Origin of the sequence: Streptomyces pinistramenti (assembly GCF_020564935.1) — a bacterium.
Taxonomy (GTDB): Bacteria; Actinomycetota; Actinomycetes; order Streptomycetales; family Streptomycetaceae; genus Streptomyces; species Streptomyces pinistramenti.
The window spans coordinates 1-18,697 of the sequence record NZ_JAJCXB010000024.1; the positions used below are offsets into that span (position 1 = coordinate 1).

Annotated in this window: 15 protein-coding genes; 4 read left to right on the forward strand and 11 right to left on the reverse strand. The window is 69.5% G+C overall.

The features are described 5' to 3' along the window. Positions 1-466: 466 nt before the first annotated feature. From LIU39_RS18205 to thyX, 3 genes are all read right to left on the reverse strand, one after another. A complete protein-coding gene (locus LIU39_RS18205) occupies positions 467-2,152 on the reverse strand; it encodes a ribonuclease J (protein WP_227047811.1) in 1,686 nt (561 codons plus the stop codon). A gap of 113 nt (positions 2,153-2,265) precedes the next feature. Beyond that, complete coding sequence (gene dapA, locus LIU39_RS18210; RefSeq protein WP_227047812.1) at positions 2,266-3,165, reverse strand: 4-hydroxy-tetrahydrodipicolinate synthase; 900 nt, start codon at positions 3,163-3,165, stop codon at positions 2,266-2,268. Between the two features lie 197 nt (positions 3,166-3,362). After that, the gene (thyX, locus tag LIU39_RS18215; RefSeq protein ID WP_372463954.1) at positions 3,363-4,130 is read right to left on the reverse strand and encodes an FAD-dependent thymidylate synthase; all 768 of its coding nucleotides are present in this window, start codon (positions 4,128-4,130) and stop codon (positions 3,363-3,365) included. A gap of 240 nt (positions 4,131-4,370) precedes the next feature. Here thyX and LIU39_RS18220 point away from each other — a divergent pair, with 240 nt between their 5' ends. Continuing rightward, positions 4,371-4,610 (forward strand): hypothetical protein, encoded by a 240-nt coding sequence (locus LIU39_RS18220; protein ID WP_227047813.1) that lies wholly within the window; start codon positions 4,371-4,373, stop codon positions 4,608-4,610. Positions 4,611-4,712: 102 nt separating this feature from the next. Further along, positions 4,713-5,270: an SCO5741 family PH domain-containing membrane protein gene (locus tag LIU39_RS18225; protein WP_227047814.1), complete on the forward strand. Its 558-nt coding sequence runs from the start codon at positions 4,713-4,715 to the stop codon at positions 5,268-5,270. Between the two features lie 101 nt (positions 5,271-5,371). On the opposite strand, the gene LIU39_RS18230 is transcribed toward LIU39_RS18225, so the two are convergent. The 6 genes from LIU39_RS18230 to eccD all read right to left on the reverse strand — a co-directional run bounded on the left by LIU39_RS18230 (position 5,372) and on the right by eccD (position 12,416). Next, positions 5,372-5,824 (reverse strand): hypothetical protein, encoded by a 453-nt coding sequence (locus LIU39_RS18230; RefSeq protein WP_227047815.1) that lies wholly within the window; start codon positions 5,822-5,824, stop codon positions 5,372-5,374. A gap of 5 nt (positions 5,825-5,829) precedes the next feature. Beyond that, entirely contained in the window at positions 5,830-6,582 is a 753-nt protein-coding gene (dapB, locus tag LIU39_RS18235) for a 4-hydroxy-tetrahydrodipicolinate reductase (RefSeq protein WP_227047816.1), read from the reverse strand. Between the two features lie 37 nt (positions 6,583-6,619). Next, the gene (locus LIU39_RS18240; RefSeq protein WP_227047817.1) at positions 6,620-7,999 is read right to left on the reverse strand and encodes a M16 family metallopeptidase; all 1,380 of its coding nucleotides are present in this window, start codon (positions 7,997-7,999) and stop codon (positions 6,620-6,622) included. Beyond that, positions 7,996-10,215: a polyribonucleotide nucleotidyltransferase gene (locus tag LIU39_RS18245; RefSeq protein ID WP_227047883.1), complete on the reverse strand. Its 2,220-nt coding sequence runs from the start codon at positions 10,213-10,215 to the stop codon at positions 7,996-7,998. Before LIU39_RS18245 ends, LIU39_RS18240 begins: the two co-directional genes overlap by 4 nt. Positions 10,216-10,508: 293 nt before the next feature. Next, positions 10,509-10,796: a 30S ribosomal protein S15 gene (gene rpsO / locus LIU39_RS18250; protein WP_006602744.1), complete on the reverse strand. Its 288-nt coding sequence runs from the start codon at positions 10,794-10,796 to the stop codon at positions 10,509-10,511. A gap of 153 nt (positions 10,797-10,949) precedes the next feature. Next, positions 10,950-12,416: a type VII secretion integral membrane protein EccD gene (eccD, locus tag LIU39_RS18255; protein ID WP_227047818.1), complete on the reverse strand. Its 1,467-nt coding sequence runs from the start codon at positions 12,414-12,416 to the stop codon at positions 10,950-10,952. A 277-nt stretch (positions 12,417-12,693) separates the two neighbouring features. Here eccD and eccCa point away from each other — a divergent pair, with 277 nt between their 5' ends. Further along, complete coding sequence (gene eccCa / locus LIU39_RS18260; RefSeq protein ID WP_227047819.1) at positions 12,694-16,650, forward strand: type VII secretion protein EccCa; 3,957 nt, start codon at positions 12,694-12,696, stop codon at positions 16,648-16,650. A gap of 100 nt (positions 16,651-16,750) precedes the next feature. Here eccCa and LIU39_RS18265 read toward each other — a convergent pair whose 3' ends face one another. Continuing rightward, positions 16,751-17,536 (reverse strand): WXG100 family type VII secretion target, encoded by a 786-nt coding sequence (locus tag LIU39_RS18265; protein ID WP_227047820.1) that lies wholly within the window; start codon positions 17,534-17,536, stop codon positions 16,751-16,753. Next, positions 17,533-17,841, reverse strand: a complete 309-nt coding sequence (locus tag LIU39_RS18270; protein WP_227047821.1) for a hypothetical protein — start codon at positions 17,839-17,841, stop codon at positions 17,533-17,535. The genes LIU39_RS18265 and LIU39_RS18270 overlap by 4 nt, the downstream gene beginning before the upstream one ends. A 236-nt stretch (positions 17,842-18,077) precedes the next feature. Here LIU39_RS18270 and LIU39_RS18275 point away from each other — a divergent pair, with 236 nt between their 5' ends. Continuing rightward, the gene (locus LIU39_RS18275) at positions 18,078-18,485 is read left to right on the forward strand and encodes a hypothetical protein (RefSeq protein ID WP_227047822.1); all 408 of its coding nucleotides are present in this window, start codon (positions 18,078-18,080) and stop codon (positions 18,483-18,485) included. The last annotated feature ends 212 nt before the right edge of the window (positions 18,486-18,697 follow it).

Genomic DNA, 18,697 nt, shown 5'->3' on the forward strand with positions numbered 1-18,697 from the left:
TCCTTTGCGCCTGTTTCACCAGGCTCTCCGGGCGCTTCCCTTCGGTCTTGCGTTTCCGACTCTATCAGATCCTCGCGGTCCCGATTTTCGCCGGTGCGATCCGGCCTCTCGGCCTTTTCGCGTTTCCAACCTTACCAGATCCGTTTCCGTCTCCGGCCCCCGTTGGAGCGGGGTTGGCCTTCCGGCTTTCGCTTTCCGGCCTTTCCGACTCTATCAGATCCGATTCTCGCCGTTTCCGGTCCGAATTCATTTCCGATTCCCCGTCGGAAGGGGTTTTGCCTTTCGGCTGACCCGACTTTATCAGATTTCTCTGGGCCGGAATTCCGCCTCCTGATGAAGCGTCTCCGTACGCGCAAGCGTGCGGTGCTTCCCGTTCAGGCGGAGATGTAAACCTACTGGAGCGGGGCACCCGGATGCAAATCCGGGTGCCCCGCTCCAGGTGCGTATGTGCGGAAGGCTCCGCGCGTCAGACCTCGACGACCACGGGAAGGATCATCGGGCGCCGACGGTAGTTGTCCGACACCCACTTGCCGACCGAGCGGCGGATCAGCTGCTGGAGCTGGTGGGGCTCGACGACGCCGTCCTGGGCCGACTTGGCCAGGGCCTCGTCGATCTTCGGGATCACGGCCGAGAAGGCCGAGTCGTCGATGCCGGAACCGCGGGCCTGCAGATGCGGGCCGCCGACGATCTTGCCGGTGGTGCTGTCCACGACCACGAAGACCGAGATGATGCCTTCGTCGCCCAGGATGCGGCGGTCCTTGAGGTGGGTCTCGGTGACGTCGCCGACCGAAAGGCCGTCGACGTAGACGTATCCCGCCTGGACCTTGCCCACGATCTTGGCGACGCCCTTGACCAGGTCGACCACGACGCCGTCCTCGGCGATCACGATCCGGTCCTTCGGTACGCCGGTCAGCGCGCCCAGTTCGGCGTTGGCCCGCAAATGGCGCCATTCACCGTGCACCGGCATGAGGTTCTTCGGCTTGCAGATGTTGTAGAAGTACAGCAGCTCGCCGGCCGAGGCGTGGCCCGAGACGTGGACCTTGGCATTGCCCTTGTGGACGACGTCCGCGCCCCAGCGGGTCAGGCCGTTGATTACGCGGTAGACCGCGTTCTCGTTGCCGGGGATGAGGGACGAGGCCAGGATGACCGTGTCGCCCGGGACGATCCGGATCTGGTGATCACGGTTCGCCATCCGGGAGAGGGCCGCCATCGGCTCGCCCTGGGATCCCGTGCAGACCAGCACGACCTCGTCGTCGGGCAGGTCGTCGAGGGTCTTGACGTCGACGACCAGGCCGGCGGGCACCTTGAGGTAGCCCAGTTCACGGGCGATACCCATGTTGCGGACCATCGAGCGGCCGACGAACGCGACGCGGCGGCCGTACTCGTGTGCCGCGTCGAGGATCTGCTGGATGCGGTGCACGTGGCTGGCGAAGCTGGCCACGATGATGCGCTTCTGGGCGTTCGCGAAGACCGTGCGCAGGACGTTGGAGATGTCCCGCTCGGGCGGTACGAAGCCGGGGACCTCGGCGTTGGTCGAGTCGGTGAGGAGAAGGTCGATGCCTTCCTCGCCGAGCCGCGCGAAGGCCGGCAGGTCGGTCAGCCGGCGGTCCAGGGGCAGCTGGTCCATCTTGAAGTCGCCGGTGTGCACCACCATGCCCGCGGGGGTGCGGATGGCGACGGCCAGCGCGTCCGGGATGGAGTGGTTGACCGCTACGAACTCGCAGTCGAACGCGCCGATCCGCTCGGTGTGGCCTTCCTTCACCTCAAGGGTGTAAGGACGGATCCGGTGCTCCTGGAGCTTGGCCTCGATCAGGGCGAGGGTCAGCTTGGAGCCGATGAGCGGGATGTCCGGCTTCTCGCGCAGGAGATAGGGGACGCCGCCGATGTGGTCTTCGTGGCCGTGCGTGAGCACGATGCCGTCGATGTCGTCGAGCCGGTCCCTGATGGACGTGAAGTCCGGCAGGATCAGGTCGATTCCGGGCTGCTCCTCCTCCGGGAAGAGCACTCCGCAGTCGACGATCAGCAGCCGGCCGCCGTACTCGAAGACCGTCATGTTGCGGCCGATTTCACCCAGGCCGCCGAGGGGGGTGACGCGCAGGCCGCCCTTGGGGAGCTTCGGCGGAGCGCCGAGCTCGGGATGCGGATGACTCAAAAGACTCTCCTCACCACGCGCGCCACGCTGCCGTCGAGGCACGTGGCGCGCATGACATTCGTGCACTTGCTGTGTGGCGGTTGTTTGGCCGTGTTCAGTTGTGAAGTCTGTGCTTAAAGCTGTACCCCGCCGGCGGCGAGATCCCGCGTGAGCTGCTCGGTCTCTTCAGGGGCCAGGTCCACCAGCGGCAGGCGCAGCGGGCCCGCGGGCAGGCCCTGGAGGCCGAGTGCCGCCTTGGTGGTGATGACGCCCTGCGTACGGAACATGCCGGTGAAGACCGGCAGCAGCTTCTGGTGGATCTCGGTGGCCTTGCTGACGTCGCCTGCGAGATGGGCGTCCAGCAGGGCGCGCAGCTCGGGAGTGACGACGTGGCCGACGACCGAGACGAAGCCGACGGCGCCGACCGACAGCAGCGGGAGGTTGAGCATGTCGTCGCCGCTGTACCAGGCCAGGCCGGAGCGGGCGATGGCCCAACTGGCGCGGCCGAGGTCGCCCTTGGCGTCCTTGTTCGCGACGATCCGCGGGTGCTCGGCGAGCCGGACGATGGTCTCGGTGTTGATCGGGACGCCGCTGCGGCCGGGGATGTCGTAGAGCATGACGGGCAGCTCGGTGGCGTCGGCGATGGCCGTGAAGTGCCGCAGGAGTCCTTCCTGGGGCGGCTTGCTGTAGTACGGCGTGACCGCGAGCAGGCCGTGGGCGCCGGCGTCCTGGGCCGCGCGGGCCAGCTCGACGCTGTGGCGGGTGTCGTTGGTGCCGGCTCCGGCGACGACAAAGGCGCGGTCTCCGACCGCATCGACCACGGCGCGGACGAGCTGGGCTTTCTCCGCATCGCCTGTGGTCGGGGACTCTCCGGTGGTGCCGTTGACGACGAGTCCGTCGTTGCCGGCGTCCACCAGGTGGGCGGCGAGCCGCTGCGCGCCGTCGAGGTCGAGGGCGCCATCCGCCGTGAACGGCGTGATCATGGCGGTCAGTACCCGCCCGAAGGGGGTCTGCGGTGTGGAAGTCGGAGCCATAGGGTCCACGCTACTCGTAGCTCACCGCAGGATGTGTCTCCGGGGAGCAAGGAAGTGGACTCCGGCACTGCCTGCTCGGGGGTTCAAGCAGTGCCGGGTCCGTTTCTTCAGCGTAGATGAACTTCGCAAAATGCTGCAATACGGACACCTCACGCGTCCGTCCCCCGCGGCGCTGCGCACCGCCGCCCGCCTGCGCTTTACGGCGCGACGCGGCCGTTGGCGTTGAATGCGCCGTACGTGAGCGGCATGAGCGCGGCCCAGTGGGCCTCCATCTGCTCGCCGACCATCTCGATCTCGCGCTGCGGGAAGGACGGCACGGCCGCCTGCTCGTGCTGCGTACGCAGGCCCAGGAAGTGCATCAGGGAACGGGCGTTGCAGGTCGCGTACATCGAGGAGTACAGGCCGACCGGGAGGACCGCGCGGGCGACCTCGCGGGCGACGCCGGCGGCGAGCATCTCCTGGTACGCCGCGTACGCCTGGCGGTAGCTGTCCTCCATGACGCGGCCGGTGAGTTCGTGCTGCGCGGCGGTGCCCTCGACGAATTCGTACTTGCCGGGGCGGCCCTGCTGGACCAGCTTGCGGGACTCACCGGGGACGTAGAAGACCGGCTCCAGCTGACGGTAGCGGCCGGACTCCTCGTTGTACGACCAGCCGACGCGGTGCCGCATGAACTCGCGGAACACGAAGATCGGGGCGCTGATGAAGAAGGTCATGGAGTTGTGCTCGAAGGGGCTGCCGTGCCGGTCCCGCATCAGGAAGTTGATCAGGCCCTTGGAGCGCTCCGGGTCCTTCTGCAGCTCCTCCAGGGACTGCTCGCCGGCCGTGGAGACGCGGGCCGCCCACAGCACGTCGCTGTCCGCCGCGCTGTGCTTGACCAGCTCTACCGTCACCTCGCTCCGGAAGCCGGCGGCCGCGCCGTCAGGACTCTCAGGGCTCTTGGTGCTCTCGGCGGGGGTGTGGGACACCGGCGGTTCCTTCCGTTCGATCCTCGTGCGGCGCCCAGCCTACGGCCCGCCACTGACAGCCCGGGAAGCCGGGAAATCCATCGTGATACCGCGTACCGCACAAAACGGGCCCCGGCGCCGGGGCGTGGCACGCCGGTTGATATTTTTCACAGAAGTTACTGGAAACGGGCACCAATCGGACGCCGCAGTCGTCTCTCTCTGTGAAAGTGCCCACTTCGAGGTTCCTAGGAGAGCCCGCTCATGTTCCGCCGGCGAGAGCCCGTCCCGTTCGCCTTCGTTGCCGAGGCAGACCGGTTCCGCAGCAATGTCACTCCCCCTCCGCGCGAGCGCGCGTCCTTCGCCCAGCTCGCCCACCGATCCCTGCTCACCCTGACCGTCGTCGGCGGCCTGGCGGGCTCGCTGCTGTTCGGCCTTCCCGCACTCCAGCAGGACGCCACGAGCAGCAGCGGCACGCAGCACGCCGAGGCCGCGCACCGCTGACCGCGCTCCCCGTAGCGTGCCGCGGAGTGGTTCCGTCCGGTCGCTGCCGATAGCCTCACCGGTCACAGCTTTCATCAGCGTGCCCATGAGTGAGGATCAGCCGTGCCCCTGCCCTTTCTGACGGCCGACCGCGACCTCGATGTCGACGACCGTACGGCGGACCCGACGCCGCTGCCGCATGACGAGCCCGATCGCTGGCGCCGTCCCTACCGCCCCGGACCGTGGCGCGTGGGGGCGGCGGCAGTGTTTCTGCTGCTCGCCTCGTTCGTGCTGTTCTCCACGATGATCATCGCGATGGCCGGTTCACCGGTCGGCGCCCTGGTCTGCGGGGGCGTGGCACTGCTCGTGATCGCGGTCGCGCTGCGGTTGCTGCGTGTGGGGGTGTGGGTGAGCGCGGCCGGCCTGCGGCAGTCCGGCTTGTTCGCCACGACGACGGAGCCGTGGAGCGCGGTCGGGTCGCTGCGGACGGTGCAGCAGCCGGTGCGCTGGCTGGGGCTGCCGCGGACGGTGCAGGGGCAGGCCCTGATCCTCCACCGGGGGCCGGGTGACGCGCAGCGGGTGCTGATCACCGACCGCAACGGCGACTTCCTGTCCCGTCCCGAAGCCTTCGAGCGGGCGGCCGACGTTCTGGAGGCGTGGGCCGCGGAGTACCGCTCCTAGAGGACGCCCTTCCGCTGAAGGGCTTCCGGTACGACGGCGCCGGCCGGGGATTCTCTCCCCGGCCGGCGCCGTCGTTCAGGGCCCTGTGGGCCGCCGTGGATTCAGGCATCCGCCGGTGCGCTGTCGTGCAGCGTGATGGCACGCTGCATGGCCTTGCGGGCCCGCGGGGTGTCCCGCGCGTCGTGGTAGGCGACGGCCAGCCGGAACCACGCACGCCAGTCGCCCGGTGCGTCCTCCGTCTCGGCCTGCCGCTCGGCGAAGATCGCGTCGGCCGCGTCCCGGTCGATCCGGCCGCCCGGGGTGCGCCGCGGCTCCTCGCCTGCCGGGCCCTCCTCGGCCGCCATCTCGCGGGCGAGCCGGTGCGCGCTGCGGGCGAAGCGGGTGTTGTGCCAGAGGAACCAGGCACCGATGACCGGCAGCGCGAAGGCCACCGCGCCCATGCCCATGGCGGCCGGCTCACCGGTCAGCAGGAGCAGGACACCCTCCATCGCCACCACGCCGAACACCAGCACCAGCACGGTCGCGAGGAAGAAGTAGGTGATCTTTCCGCCCATGCCGCTCAGCCCAGATCGAGGAAGTGTTCCAGGCCCACCGTCAGGCCCGGGGTGGACACCACGCGCCGCACACCGAGCAGGATGCCCGGCATGAAGCTGCTGTGGTGCAGGGAGTCGTGGCGGATGGTGAGGGTCTCCCCCACGCCGCCGAGCAGCACCTCCTGGTGTGCCAGCAGGCCGCGCAGCCGTACGGAGTGAACGGGGATGCCGTCGACGTCCGCGCCGCGGGCGCCGTCCAGCGCGGTGCTGGTGGCGTCCGGCTGGTCGGCGCAGCCGGCTTCCTCGCGGGCCGCGGCGATCAGCTGGGCGGTGCGGGTCGCCGTGCCGGACGGGGCGTCGGCCTTGTTGGGGTGGTGCAGCTCGATGACCTCGGCCGATTCGAAGAACCTGGCGGCCTGCCGGGCGAAGGTCATGGTCAGCACCGCGCCGATGGAGAAGTTCGGCGCGATGAGCACGCCGGTCTCCGGGGAGGCGGCGAGCGAGGTGCGCAGCTGCGCGAGGCGTTCGTCGGTCCAGCCGGTCGTGCCGACCACGCCGTGGATGCCGTGGCGCACGCAGAAGTCGAGGTTGCCCATGACGGCGCCGGGGTCGGTCAGTTCGACGGCGACCTGGGCGCCGGTGTCGACCAGCGTCTCCAGCTCGTCCCCGCGGCCGAGTGCGGCGACCAGTTCCATGTCATCGGCGGCCTCGACGGCTTGGACGGCCTCGGAGCCGATGCGGCCCTTGGCGCCGAGTACGGCCACGCGCAGCTTGCTCATCGTGTCAGCTCTCTCTGTGTGGTGCGGCGGGACGTGTCTACGCGACGGCTTCGTGCAGCCGGTCCGCCTGCCGGTCCTTCAGCGGGCCGATGACGGACAGCGAGGGACGTCGGCCCAGTACGTCGCGGGCCACCTCCCGCACGTCGTCGGGGGTGACCGCGGCTATCCGTTCGAGCATGTCATCGACCGACAGCTGCGTGCCCCAGCACAGCTCGCTCTTGCCGATGCGGTGCATCAGGGCGCCGGAGTCCTCCAGGCCGAGGACGGTGGAGCCGCGGAGCTGGCCGATGGCGCGCCGTATCTCGTCGTCGGTGAGGCCGTCGGCCGCCACCTGGTCGAGCTGGTCGCGGCAGATCTTGAGGACGTCCTGCACCTGGTTGGGGCGGCAGCCCGCGTAGACGCCGAAGAGACCGCAGTCGGCGAAGCCCGAGGTGTACGAGTACACGCTGTAGGCCAGGCCGCGCTTCTCGCGGACCTCCTGGAAGAGGCGGGAACTCATCCCGCCGCCCAGGGCGGTGTTCAGGACGCCCATCGCCCAGCGCCGGTCGTCGGTCCTGGACATGCCGGGCACACCGAGGATGACGTGGGCCTGCTCGGACTTGCGGTTGAGGTGGTCGACGCGGCCGCCGGCCCGCAGGCTGCGGGCCCCTGCGCGGGGGACGCTCGGGGTGGCGTCCGTGCCGCCGAGTGCACCGGCCTTCTCGAAGGCGCGGCGGACCAGGCGGACGACCTTGGCGTGGTCGACGTTGCCGGCCGCGGTGACGACGAGGTGCGTGGGGTCGTAGTGCTTCTTGTAGAAGCGGCGGATGCGGCCCGGGGTGAGGGCGTTGACGGTGTCGACGGTGCCCAGGACCGGGCGGCCGAGCGGGGTGTCGCCGAGCATGGTGTGCGCGAACAGGTCGTGCACGCAGTCGCCCGGGTCGTCCTCGGTCATCGCGATCTCTTCGAGGATGACCCCGCGCTCGGCGTCGACGTCATCGGCCTCGATCAGCGAGCCGGTGAGCATGTCGCAGACCACGTCGATGGCGAGCGGCAGGTCGGCGTCGAGGACCCGCGCGTAGTAGCAGGTGTATTCCTTCGCGGTGAAGGCGTTCATCTCGCCGCCGACGGCGTCGATCGCGGCGGAGATGTCCAGCGCGCTGCGCCGCTCGGTGCCCTTGAAGAGCAGGTGTTCCAGGTAGTGGGTGGCGCCGTTCAGGGACGGGGTCTCGTCGCGGGAGCCGACGTGGGCCCAGATGCCGAAGCTGACCGAGCGGACGGTGGGCAGGGTTTCGGTGACGACGCGCAGGCCGCCCGGAAGGGTCGTCCTGCGGACCGTGCCCGCGCCGTTCTCGCCCTTGAGGAGGGTTTGGGTACGGGCGACGGCCCGCCCCTCCGAAGAGGTGCGGGCCGTCGTCGTGTGCGTACGGGACGTCACTTGTCGGCGTCGTCCTTCGTGTCGGCGTCGCCGTCCTCGCCCTCGATCACGGGGATCAGGGAGAGCTTGCCGCGCTGGTCGATCTCGGCGATCTCGACCTGGACCTTGGCGCCCACGCCGAGCACGTCCTCGACGTTCTCCACGCGCTTGCCGCCGGCCAGCTTGCGGATCTGCGAGATGTGCAGCAGGCCGTCCTTGCCCGGGAGCAGGGACACGAACGCACCGAAGGTGGTGGTCTTGACGACCGTGCCCAGGTAGCGCTCGCCGACCTCCGGCATGGTCGGGTTGGCGATGCCGTTGATCGTGGCGCGGGCGGCCTCGGCGGCCGGGCCGTCGGCGGCACCGATGTAGATGGTGCCGTCGTCCTCGATCGTGATGTCGGCGCCGGTGTCCTCCTGGATCTGGTTGATCATCTTGCCCTTGGGGCCGATGACCTCACCGATCTTGTCCACCGGGATCTTGACGGTGATGATCCGGGGGGCGTTCGGGGACATCTCGTCCGGGACGTCGATGGCCTCGTTCATGACGTCCAGGATGTGCAGACGCGCGTCACGGGCCTGCTTCAGCGCGGCGGCCAGGACCGAGGCGGGGATGCCGTCGAGCTTGGTGTCGAGCTGCAGCGCGGTCACGAACTGCTTGGTGCCGGCGACCTTGAAGTCCATGTCGCCGAAGGCGTCCTCCGCACCGAGGATGTCGGTGAGGGCGACGTAGTGGGTCTGGCCGTCGATCTCCTGGGAGATCAGGCCCATGGCGATGCCGGCGACCGGGGCCTTGAGGGGCACACCGGCGTTCAGCAGCGACATGGTGGAGGCGCAGACCGAGCCCATGGACGTCGAGCCGTTGGAGCCCAGCGCCTCGGAGACCTGGCGGATCGCGTAGGGGAACTCCTCGCGGGTCGGCAGCACCGGCACGATGGCGCGCTCGGCGAGCGCGCCGTGGCCGATCTCGCGGCGCTTGGGCGAGCCCACGCGGCCGGTCTCACCGACGGAGTACGGCGGGAAGTTGTAGTTGTGCATGTAGCGCTTGCGGGTCACCGGGGAAAGGGTGTCCAGCTGCTGCTCCATGCGGAGCATGTTGAGGGTGGTGACACCGAGGATCTGGGTCTCGCCACGCTCGAACAGCGCCGAGCCGTGCACGCGCGGGATGGCCTCGACCTCGGCGGCGAGCGTACGGATGTCCGTGACGCCACGGCCGTCGATGCGGACCTTGTCCTTGATGACGCGCTCGCGGACCAGCTTCTTGGTCAGCGCGCGGTAGGCACCGGAGATCTCCTTCTCGCGGCCCTCGAACTGCGGGAGCAGCTTGTCGGCGGCGATCTCCTTGATGCGGTCCAGCTCGGCTTCGCGCTCCTGCTTGCCGGCGATGGTGAGCGCCTTGGCGAGCTCACCCTTGACGGCGGCGGTCAGCGCCTCCAGGACGTCGTCCTGGTAGTCGAGGAAGACCGGGAACTCACCGGTGGGCTTGGCGGCCTTGGCGGCGAGGTCCGACTGGGCCTTGCACAGCACCTTGATGAAGGGCTTGGCGGCTTCCAGACCGGCGGCGACGACCTCTTCGGTCGGGGCCTCGGCGCCGTCCTTGACCAGCTGAATGGTCTTCTCGGTGGCCTCGGCCTCGACCATCATGATCGCGACGTCGCCGTCCGGGAGGACACGGCCGGCGACGACCATGTCGAAGACCGCGTTCTCCAGCTCGGTGTGGGTCGGGAAGGCGACCCACTGGCCGTTGATCAGCGCGACACGGGTGCCGCCGATCGGGCCGGAGAAGGGCAGGCCGGCCAGCTGCGTGGAGCAGGAGGCGGCGTTGATGGCGACCACGTCGTAGAGGTGGTCGGGGTTGAGCGCCATGATCGTCTCGACGATCTGGATCTCGTTGCGCAGGCCCTTCTTGAAGGAGGGGCGCAGCGGCCGGTCGATCAGGCGGCAGGTGAGGATCGCGTCCTCGGAGGGCCGGCCTTCACGGCGGAAGAAGGAGCCGGGGATCTTGCCGGCTGCGTACATCCGCTCCTCGACGTCCACCGTGAGGGGGAAGAAGTCGAGCTGGTCCTTGGGCTTCTTCGAAGCGGACGTGGCCGACAGCACCATGGTGTCGTCGTCCAGGTACGCCACGGCGGAGCCGGCGGCCTGCTTGGCCAGGCGGCCCGTCTCGAAGCGGATGGTGCGGGTGCCGAAGGAGCCGTTGTCGATGACGGCTTCGGCGTAGTGGGTCTCGTTCTCCACCAAGAAAATCTCCTCGTCAGCGTCCGCTGCCCGTGTGGCAGGGGACCTTCGTCGACGGAGCGCCGGTGCGGGCCGGTCTTCGATCGAAGCTCCCGGAATGCTGTCGCACGGTTTCCCGTGGGCATCCGGGGGCCACTACCGAGGACCGGCGGCCAGGGGGCGCTCCACCTCGTTCGCTTTTGCGTTGTGAAACCAGACTACAAAGCTTCCGTCGACCTCGCGGTGACGTCAGCGTCCGGTGCATACGGCAAAGGGAGCGGCCCCCCGGTGGGAACCGCTCCCTTCACGGCGTCTTACTTGGCGCCCGCCGCGCCGCGGCGGATGCCGAGACGCTCGACCAGCGCACGGAAGCGCGTGATGTCCTTCTTCGCCAGGTACTGCAGCAGGCGGCGGCGCTGGCCGACCAGCAGCAGCAGACCACGGCGGGAGTGGTGGTCGTGCTTGTGGGTCTTGAGGTGCTCGGTCAGGTCCGAGATGCGGCGGGAAAGCATCGCCACCTGGACCTCGGGGGAACCGGTGTCACCTTCCTTGGTGGCGAACTCGGCCATGATCTGCTTCTTCGTAGCGGCGTCGAGCGACACGCGGTACTCCTCGGTGTGTGTACGGCCCGTGAGCGCCCCTGGATTTGCTTCACAGGGAATCTTGGTGACTCAACAGGACCGTCACACAGCGTACCAGCTGGCGACGGCCCCCCGATCGGGTGATCGGGGGGCCGTCGGCAGGGGTGCGGGGCGCTAGTTTCCGGTCAGGCCGCGCACCGTGGCGTAGACGTCAAGCACCGCCAGGCACAGCGGCACCAGGGACAGCAGGACCAGGCCGTCGAAGATGTCGAAGATGCGGCCCCAGAAGGGGGTGACGCCCTTGCGCGGGACGATCAGGCCCACGCCGACGAGCAGGGCGGCGCCGGCCGCGATGCTGCTGGAGAACCAGACGGTGCGGATGTTGAGCGGCCCTGAGTCGCCGTAGCGGGCCAGCTCGACGAGGGCGTCGACCGGCGGGTGCAGGGCGACGCCCAGGACGAGCAGCACGACGGTGAGGATGCCGGCGACGGTCAGGCAGGCGACCTGCGCGGTGTAGTCGAAGAGCCGGGCGCGGAGCATGATCGTGATGCCCGCGGCCAGCGCCATCAGCTGGGCCCAGCTGTTGTCGGAGAAGCCCAGGACCACACCGGCCGAGCCGACGACCAGGGCGGAGCAGCCCGCGACGAGGCCGAGCAGCAGCTCGTGGCCGCGGCGGGCCTGGTTGCCGATCTTGACGAAGTCGACCGACTCGCTCTCGGGGCGGTCGCCCTCGTAGGAGCCCTTGGCGATCTGGTCGGGCGACTTGTAGCCGATGGGCAGCCGGGCGAAGCGTGCGGAGAGTCCGGGGAGCCAGGCGACCAGGGCGATGGCGACGGCGGCGGTGACCGCGGCGACCTCGATGGGGGCGGCATCGGTGAGGATCGCGGCGAAGACCGCGAGGGTGCCGATGGCCGACAGGAAGGCCGCGGCCACGAACGGTGCGTCACCGCGCGGCAGCAGCACGACCAGCAGGACCGAGGCGATCAGTACGGTCACGCAGCCGACGAGGAGGTGCAGCCGGCCGGGGCCTGAGCCGGCCTCGACCGGGAAGATGCCGGAGCCGGCGAGCAGCAGGTGCGGCAGCGAGGCGAGGCCCAGCGCGATGGAGGAGCCGTGGTCGTCGTAGACGCGGGCGCGGACGCCGGCGACCGCGACCAGGACGATGCCGACGACGCCGGCGATGATGCCGGGCAGGCGGTGCATGTCGCGGTCGACCGGGTTCGAGAACCAGAGCGCGAAGGCCATCATGACGAGCAGCAGCACGCCGGCGGTGAGGCCGACGTAGTGCATGAGGTCGTCGCTCCAGCGGTTGCGGTTCTGCTTGACCGCGGAGGCGACGGCGTCGGACACGTCATCGAAGACCGGCAGCGGCAGCGACTCGGCGAACGGCTTCAGCAGGAGGAGGTCGCCGTCCAGGATCTGCTGCTGCGCGAGCGACTGGCCGGCGTCGAGTACCGTGCCGTCGCGGCGCACGAGGTGGTAGCCGGTCGGGGCGCCCTCCGCCTGGGACTGACCGGAGAGTCGCAGGATCTCCGGATAGATGTCGACGAGTGCGACGTCCTCGGGCAGTGCCACATCGATCCGTGCGTCCGGCGCGGCGACTGTGACCCGGCAGAAGCCGGTGCCTGTGGTCGTGCTCACCTGGCGGTTCCCCCTATCCGTTGGGCGGTTTGTCGCGGGCGTGGCGTATATATGGAGGCATATACGGAGACGCTTTCGAGCCCGTTTTCATGGCGTCGCGACACGCTCGCGGGGCGTCAGCGTACCGTCCGATTCGGCGCTCGCCCCACACAGCCCGGAACTTGACGCTTAACAGTAGGATCAACGCCTGCGTCGGGCCAAGGACTTGGCTCGGGGGACCGTCGAATCCAACGGGGGCGGTCCGAGACTGCGAGATGCATGAAGGACTGATGCCTCGGTGAGCGTTGTCATCGTCAAGCGCCCGCCCCGCGCGCTGCCACCTGAAGTCGCCGGTGAGGAGGTGACGCTGGAGGCGCCTCCTGAACTTCCCCGGGAAGGGGAGCAGGAGAACATCTTGATGATGTTCATGCCCATGATGGGTATGGGGTCGTCCGCCGCTTTTCTCTTTATGGGCGGCCAGCCGTTCATGAAGATCATGGGCGGTGTCATGGTGGTTTCCACCCTGGCCATGGCGATCGTACAGATCGTCAAAGCCCGGCAGGGACCGTCCGGGCAAATGCTGCAGGAGCGCCAGGATTACCTCAAGTACCTTTCGCAGAAGCGGAAAGAGGTACGGCGCACCGCCCGTAAGCAGCGGGACGCGCAGCTGTTCACGCATCCCGATCCGGGTCAGTTGTGGTCCGTCGTGGCGGAGGGCAAGCGGGTCTGGGAACGCCGGGCGAGCGACCCGGACTTCGCGCAGGTGCGCCTGGGGCTCGGTCCGCAGCAGCTGGCCACTCCGCTGAAGGCTCCGGAGACCGCGCCGGTCGACGAGCTGGAGCCGCTGACCGCGCACGCGATGAAGGAATTCCTCGACAAGCACGGGCACTTGGAGAATCTGCCGCTGGCGGTCTCGCTGCGCGCCTTCTACCACCTGACCGTCTCCGGTGACCCGGACACGGTCTACGCCAGTTCCCGCGCGCTGGTCTCCCAGCTGTGCACGCTGCACTCCCCCGAGGACCTGGTGGTGGCGGTCGTCGCCTCGCCGGGTGCGCAGGCGGAGTGGGAGTGGACGAAGTGGCTGCCGCACGTCCAGGACAAGACCGTGGACGGTGCGGGCACCCGTCGTCTGGTCGTCGGCGACCTCGGCGAGATCGAGGAGATGCTGGCCGACGAGCTGGACGGCCGCGGGCGCTTCAACCCGCAGGGCACTCCGGTGACCGACACCCCGCACGTGGTGATCGTGCTGGACGCCGGTGACGTACCGATGGACTCGGTCATCGCCGGCGCCGAAGGGCTCCAGGGCGTCACGATCATCGAGGTCGTGCCGGGTGACCTGGACGAGATCCGCGGTGGTCTCGCGGTCCAGGTGTGGCCGGGCAAGCTGGTGCTGGAGTCGGCCAGCGGCGCGGTCTACGAGGGCGTCTGCGACACCCTGTCGATCCCCGAGGCGGAGGCGCTGGCCCGTCAGCTGGCCCCGCTGCGGGCCGGTTCGGGCGCGGACGGCGAGGAACCGCTGCTGTCCAACCTGGACTTCACCGACCTGATGAACATCGGCGACGCCGGTTCCGTCGATGTGCAGCGCACGTGGCGGCCGCGGACGCTGCACGAGCGCCTGCGGGTGCCGATCGGTGTCGACAAGGACGGCCAGCCCGTCATGCTCGACATCAAGGAAGCCTCGCAGGAGGGCATGGGCCCGCACGGTCTGTGTGTCGGTGCGACCGGTTCGGGTAAGTCCGAAGTGCTGCGCACCCTGGTGCTGGCGCTGGCGGTCACCCACTCGTCCGAGACGCTGAACTTCATCCTCGCGGACTTCAAGGGTGGCGCGACCTTCACCGGTATGTCGGAGATGCCGCACGTCGCGGCGGTCATCACCAACCTCGGTGAGGACGTCAGCCTGATCGACCGCATGCGTGACTCGATCACCGGTGAACTCCAGCGCCGCCAGGAGCTGCTGCGCTCGGCGGGCAACTACGCCAACATCACCGACTACGAGAAGGCGCGTGCCGCGGGTGCGCCGCTGGACCCGCTGCCGTCGCTGGTGATGGTGCTCGACGAGTTCTCCGAGCTGCTGACCGCCAAGCCCGACTTCATCGAGATGTTCATCCAGATCGGCCGCATCGGCCGGTCGATGGGTGTGCACATGCTGCTCGCCTCGCAGCGTCTGGAAGAGGGCAAGCTGCGCGGCCTGGACACCTTCCTTTCCTACCGTCTGGGTCTGCGCACCTTCTCCGCCGCCGAGTCGCGCACCGCGATCGGTGTGCCGGACGCGTACCACCTGCCGAACGTGCCCGGTTCCGGCATCCTCAAGTACGACACCGAGACGATGGTGCAGTTCAAGGCCGCGTACGTGTCCGGGCCTTACCACGGCCCGGGTGGCGGCGGTGGCGGCGGTGGCAGCCGGACGAACCGGATGCCGGTGCCGTTCACCGCGGCCCCGGTCGTCGAGCAGATCATCGAGGACCCGACTCCGGTGGAGCCGGAGGCCCCGCAGCAGGACGACGCGCTGGCCGACACCGTGCTGGACGTCATCGTGCAGCGGATGCAGGGCCAGGGCCCGCCGGCCCACCAGGTGTGGCTGCCCCCGCTGGAGGAGTCGCCGACGGTCAACCAGCTGCTGCCCGCGCTGGCCACCACGCCGGAACGCGGCGTGCACGCGCCGGAGTACACGGCGCTGGGCAAGCTCGTCGTGCCGGTCGCGCTGGTGGACAAGCCGTTCGAGCAGCGGCGTGACGTGATGTACCTGGACTTCTCCGCCGGTGCCGGTCACGGCCTGGTCGTCGGTGGTCCGCAGTCCGGCAAGTCCACGCTGATCCGGTCCACCATCGCGGCGTTCGCGCTCACCCACACGCCGGTCGAGGTGCAGTTCTACTGCCTGGACTTCGGCGGCGGCGGCATGCTCGCCATGGAGGGCCTGCCGCATGTCGGCGGCGTCGCCTCGCGGCTGGACGCGGAGAAGGTCCGCCGTACGGTCGCCGAGGTCGTCGGCATCCTCAACGAGCGTGAGGAGTTCTTCCGGCAGAACAACATCGACTCCATCGCGACCTACCGCCAGCGGCGGAACGCGGGCGCCTTCCCCGACCAGAAGTGGGGCGACGTCTTCCTCATCATCGACGGATGGGGGACGTTCAAGACCGACTACGAGCAGCTCGACCCGGTGATCCTGGACATCGCCGGACGGGGTCTCGGTTTCGGCATCCACCTCATCATCGGCGGCTCGCGCTACACCGAGGTCAGGCCCGCACTGCGCGACCAGCTCCTCAACCGCGTCGAGCTGCGCCTTGGTGACCCGATGGAGTCGGAGTTCGACCGCAAGCGCGCGGAGAACGTCCCGATGGGCAAGCCGGGCCGCGGCCTGTCCCCGGAGAAGCTGGACTACCTCGCCGCGCTGCCGCGCCTCGACAACGACAGCAACCCGGAGACGCTCAGCGACGGCATGGCGAACCTGGTGCAGACGGTCAAGGAGCACTGGACGGGCGAACCGGCCCCGAAGGTGCGGATGCTGCCGACGATGCTGTACGCGAACGAACTGCCCAAGGGCGGCGACTTCCCGGAGCACGGCGTCGCGATCGGCGTCGACGAGACCACGCTCTCACCGGCCTTCATCGACTTCGAGACCGACCCGCTCCTGGTCATCTACGGCGAGAGCGAGTCCGGCAAGTCGTCGCTGCTGCGCCTGCTGACCAAGCAGATCGCCGAGCGGTACCCGTCGGACAAGGCGCTGATGGTGGTCTCCGACTACCGTCGCGCGCTGCTCGGCGAGGTGCCGGAGAGCCACCTGTACAAGTACTGCGCCGCGGGGCCGCAGTTGCAGGAGGTCATCACCGGACTCGCAGGTTCGCTGGGCCGCCGCATGCCGGGCCCGGACGTCACGCCGGAGCAGCTGCGCAACCGCAGCTGGTACGACCTGCCGGACGCGTTCGTGATCGTGGACGACTACGACCTGGTGGCGACGAGCAGCGGCAACCCGCTGCAACCGCTCCTGGAGTACCTGCCGTTCGCCCGTGATCTCGGTCTGCGTCTGATCCTGGCGCGCAGCTCGTCGGGTGCCGGACGGTCCTCGTTCGAGCCGGTCATGCAGCGCACCAAGGAACTGGGTGCGCAGGGTCTGATCCTGTCCGCCGACCCGGGTGAGGGCCCGCTGATGGGCAACATCAAGGGCCAGAGCCTCACACCTGGACGAGGCACGTTCGTCACGCGCAAGCGCGGCGCGCAGCTGGTCCAGACGGGCTGGCTGCCGGCCAACAGCCGCTGAGGCGGCGGCAGTCGGTACGGACGACGGCGGTGGGGTGTCCCTCTTCGGAGGGGCGCCCCACCGCCGTCGTGCTGGGTGCTGCCGTACGCCGGCCGGGCCGTCAGCCGAAGGCGCCGTGCCGGCCGACGTCGGGTGCGGGCCGGCCGTCGGCCGTCGGTGCGGCGTCACCGGCCTGGCCGTCGGTGCGGGCCGTGCGGCCACCGGCTGTTCCGTCGGCGGCCTTGCTGCCCGCGGCCTTTCCGTCGGCGGTGACGGCTCCGGCTGCGCCGGCCGGCCCGGCCTTCGGGGCCTGCGGTTCGGCCGCGGTCGCCTCATCGCCCGTCCGTACGCCCTTGGCGATGCCCGCGCCGCCGCTCGGCCGCCGCTCGGCGACGGCGCCGGGCCCGAACGGGTCGGGCCCCGTCGGCGCGGCCGAGGTGGCCCATTCGCCCTTCGTGGGCGGCCGTTGGCCCTGCCCGCCGCCACCGCCGCCGCGCTTGCCGAACGCCCCGCCGAGGGAGTTGGCGAGCTGGCCGAGCGCCATGAATCCGTAGGCCATGTCCCGGCCGGAGGACTGCGCGCCGCCGGAGTTGTCCACCGGCGGGGCGCCGTCCCCGGTGTCGTCGTGGGACGCGCCGTCCTGTGCGGTACCGGCGGACGGGGCCGCCGCAGCGGTCTCCAGGTCCGCGGCGGCCAGGGTGAAGACCGGCAGCGATTCGTCCACCGACCGCTTCAGCCGGTGCCAGTCCGCCGCGAACGCCTCGCCCGCCGGGCCGTGCCAGTCGGCGGCGGCCGCGCTGCCGACGTGCCGGTCCAGTTCCCTGACCAGGCCGTCGAGATGGCTGCCCATGTCCCGCCAGCCGGCCGCCGCTTCGTACAGCGCCTCCGGGTTACGCCGCTTTGTCACTGGACACTCCTGATCATCTCGACCAGCTCTTCCTCGGCCGCCCGCGTCGAGGCGGCGCTGCTCTTGACGCCGACGCCGACCGCGGCCAGTCGCTGCTGCAGCTGGCCCAGGGCGCGCTCGGCCTGCTCGTACAGCTCCACGTGCGGACGGGCCGCCTCCGGGTCGCCGAAACCGTCGCGCAATGCCCCGGCATCCGACGTCCGGCGGAATGCCGTCAACTGCCGTGCCAGATCGTCCGCGTATTTCTCAAAGATCGAACCGAGCTTGTGCAGCTCCTCGGTACTGACCCGGACTTCGTCGGACATCTTTTCTCCCCGAATTGAATGACAGCGGCCTGCCGGACATCGTCACAGGTCTAGCACACCCGCAATGGACCTCAACTCCCGTGCGAAGCAGCCGGACCAGCACGTGCGGAAGGAATGCGGATCAATAGCAGGGAATAGCGACAACCCCGCCTTGACGTCCCGTTCATACCCGTCATTAGACTCGTGACGCCGGTGCCGCACACGCGGTCGCTGTGCCACACGTTCTAGGGGGCAACATGAACAACGAGCGGCAGATCCAGGACGAGGATCTGATGGACGTCGCCCAGGATCCGGAGCAGGCGCACCGGCTGCGCAAGGCGCTGAAGACCCTGGCGGACAACCCCAACGTGGGCGGCAAGCTCCAGGAGATGGCCAAGGAAGTGCTCTCCGGACGAATCGGCATGAAGGACGCCATCGCGACGCCGACCTACATGGATGCGCTGGGCGACCGTATCGGCGAGATGCGGCGGGCCGCCGAGAACCAGACCCAGGCCGAGCGGGAGTCCTCGCGCGAGCAGTTCGCGGCCTGGCAGAAGAAGCAGGAGGAGCAGGAGGACAAGGAGCGCGCCGAGCGCGACGGCCCCTCGGGCACCATCGTCACCACCCCGCGGCACGGCCGGGGCGGCAGCGGCCACCGGCACTGACCGGGCGGTCACGGAACGGGGCGGGGCCGGGGTCCGGCAGACGAGCCGGGCCGCGGGATCTCCGGATCGCCGGATCGCATTACGGCGGTTTGGCGGCCCGGCGGTCCGAGCGCCGCAGATCGGCCCGACGGCCCGAGCGCTGCGAATCTCCACAGAATCGGCCCCTTTTCTCCCCGCTCCGCCCCTCTCTCCCCTCCGCTTCCCCTCCACTT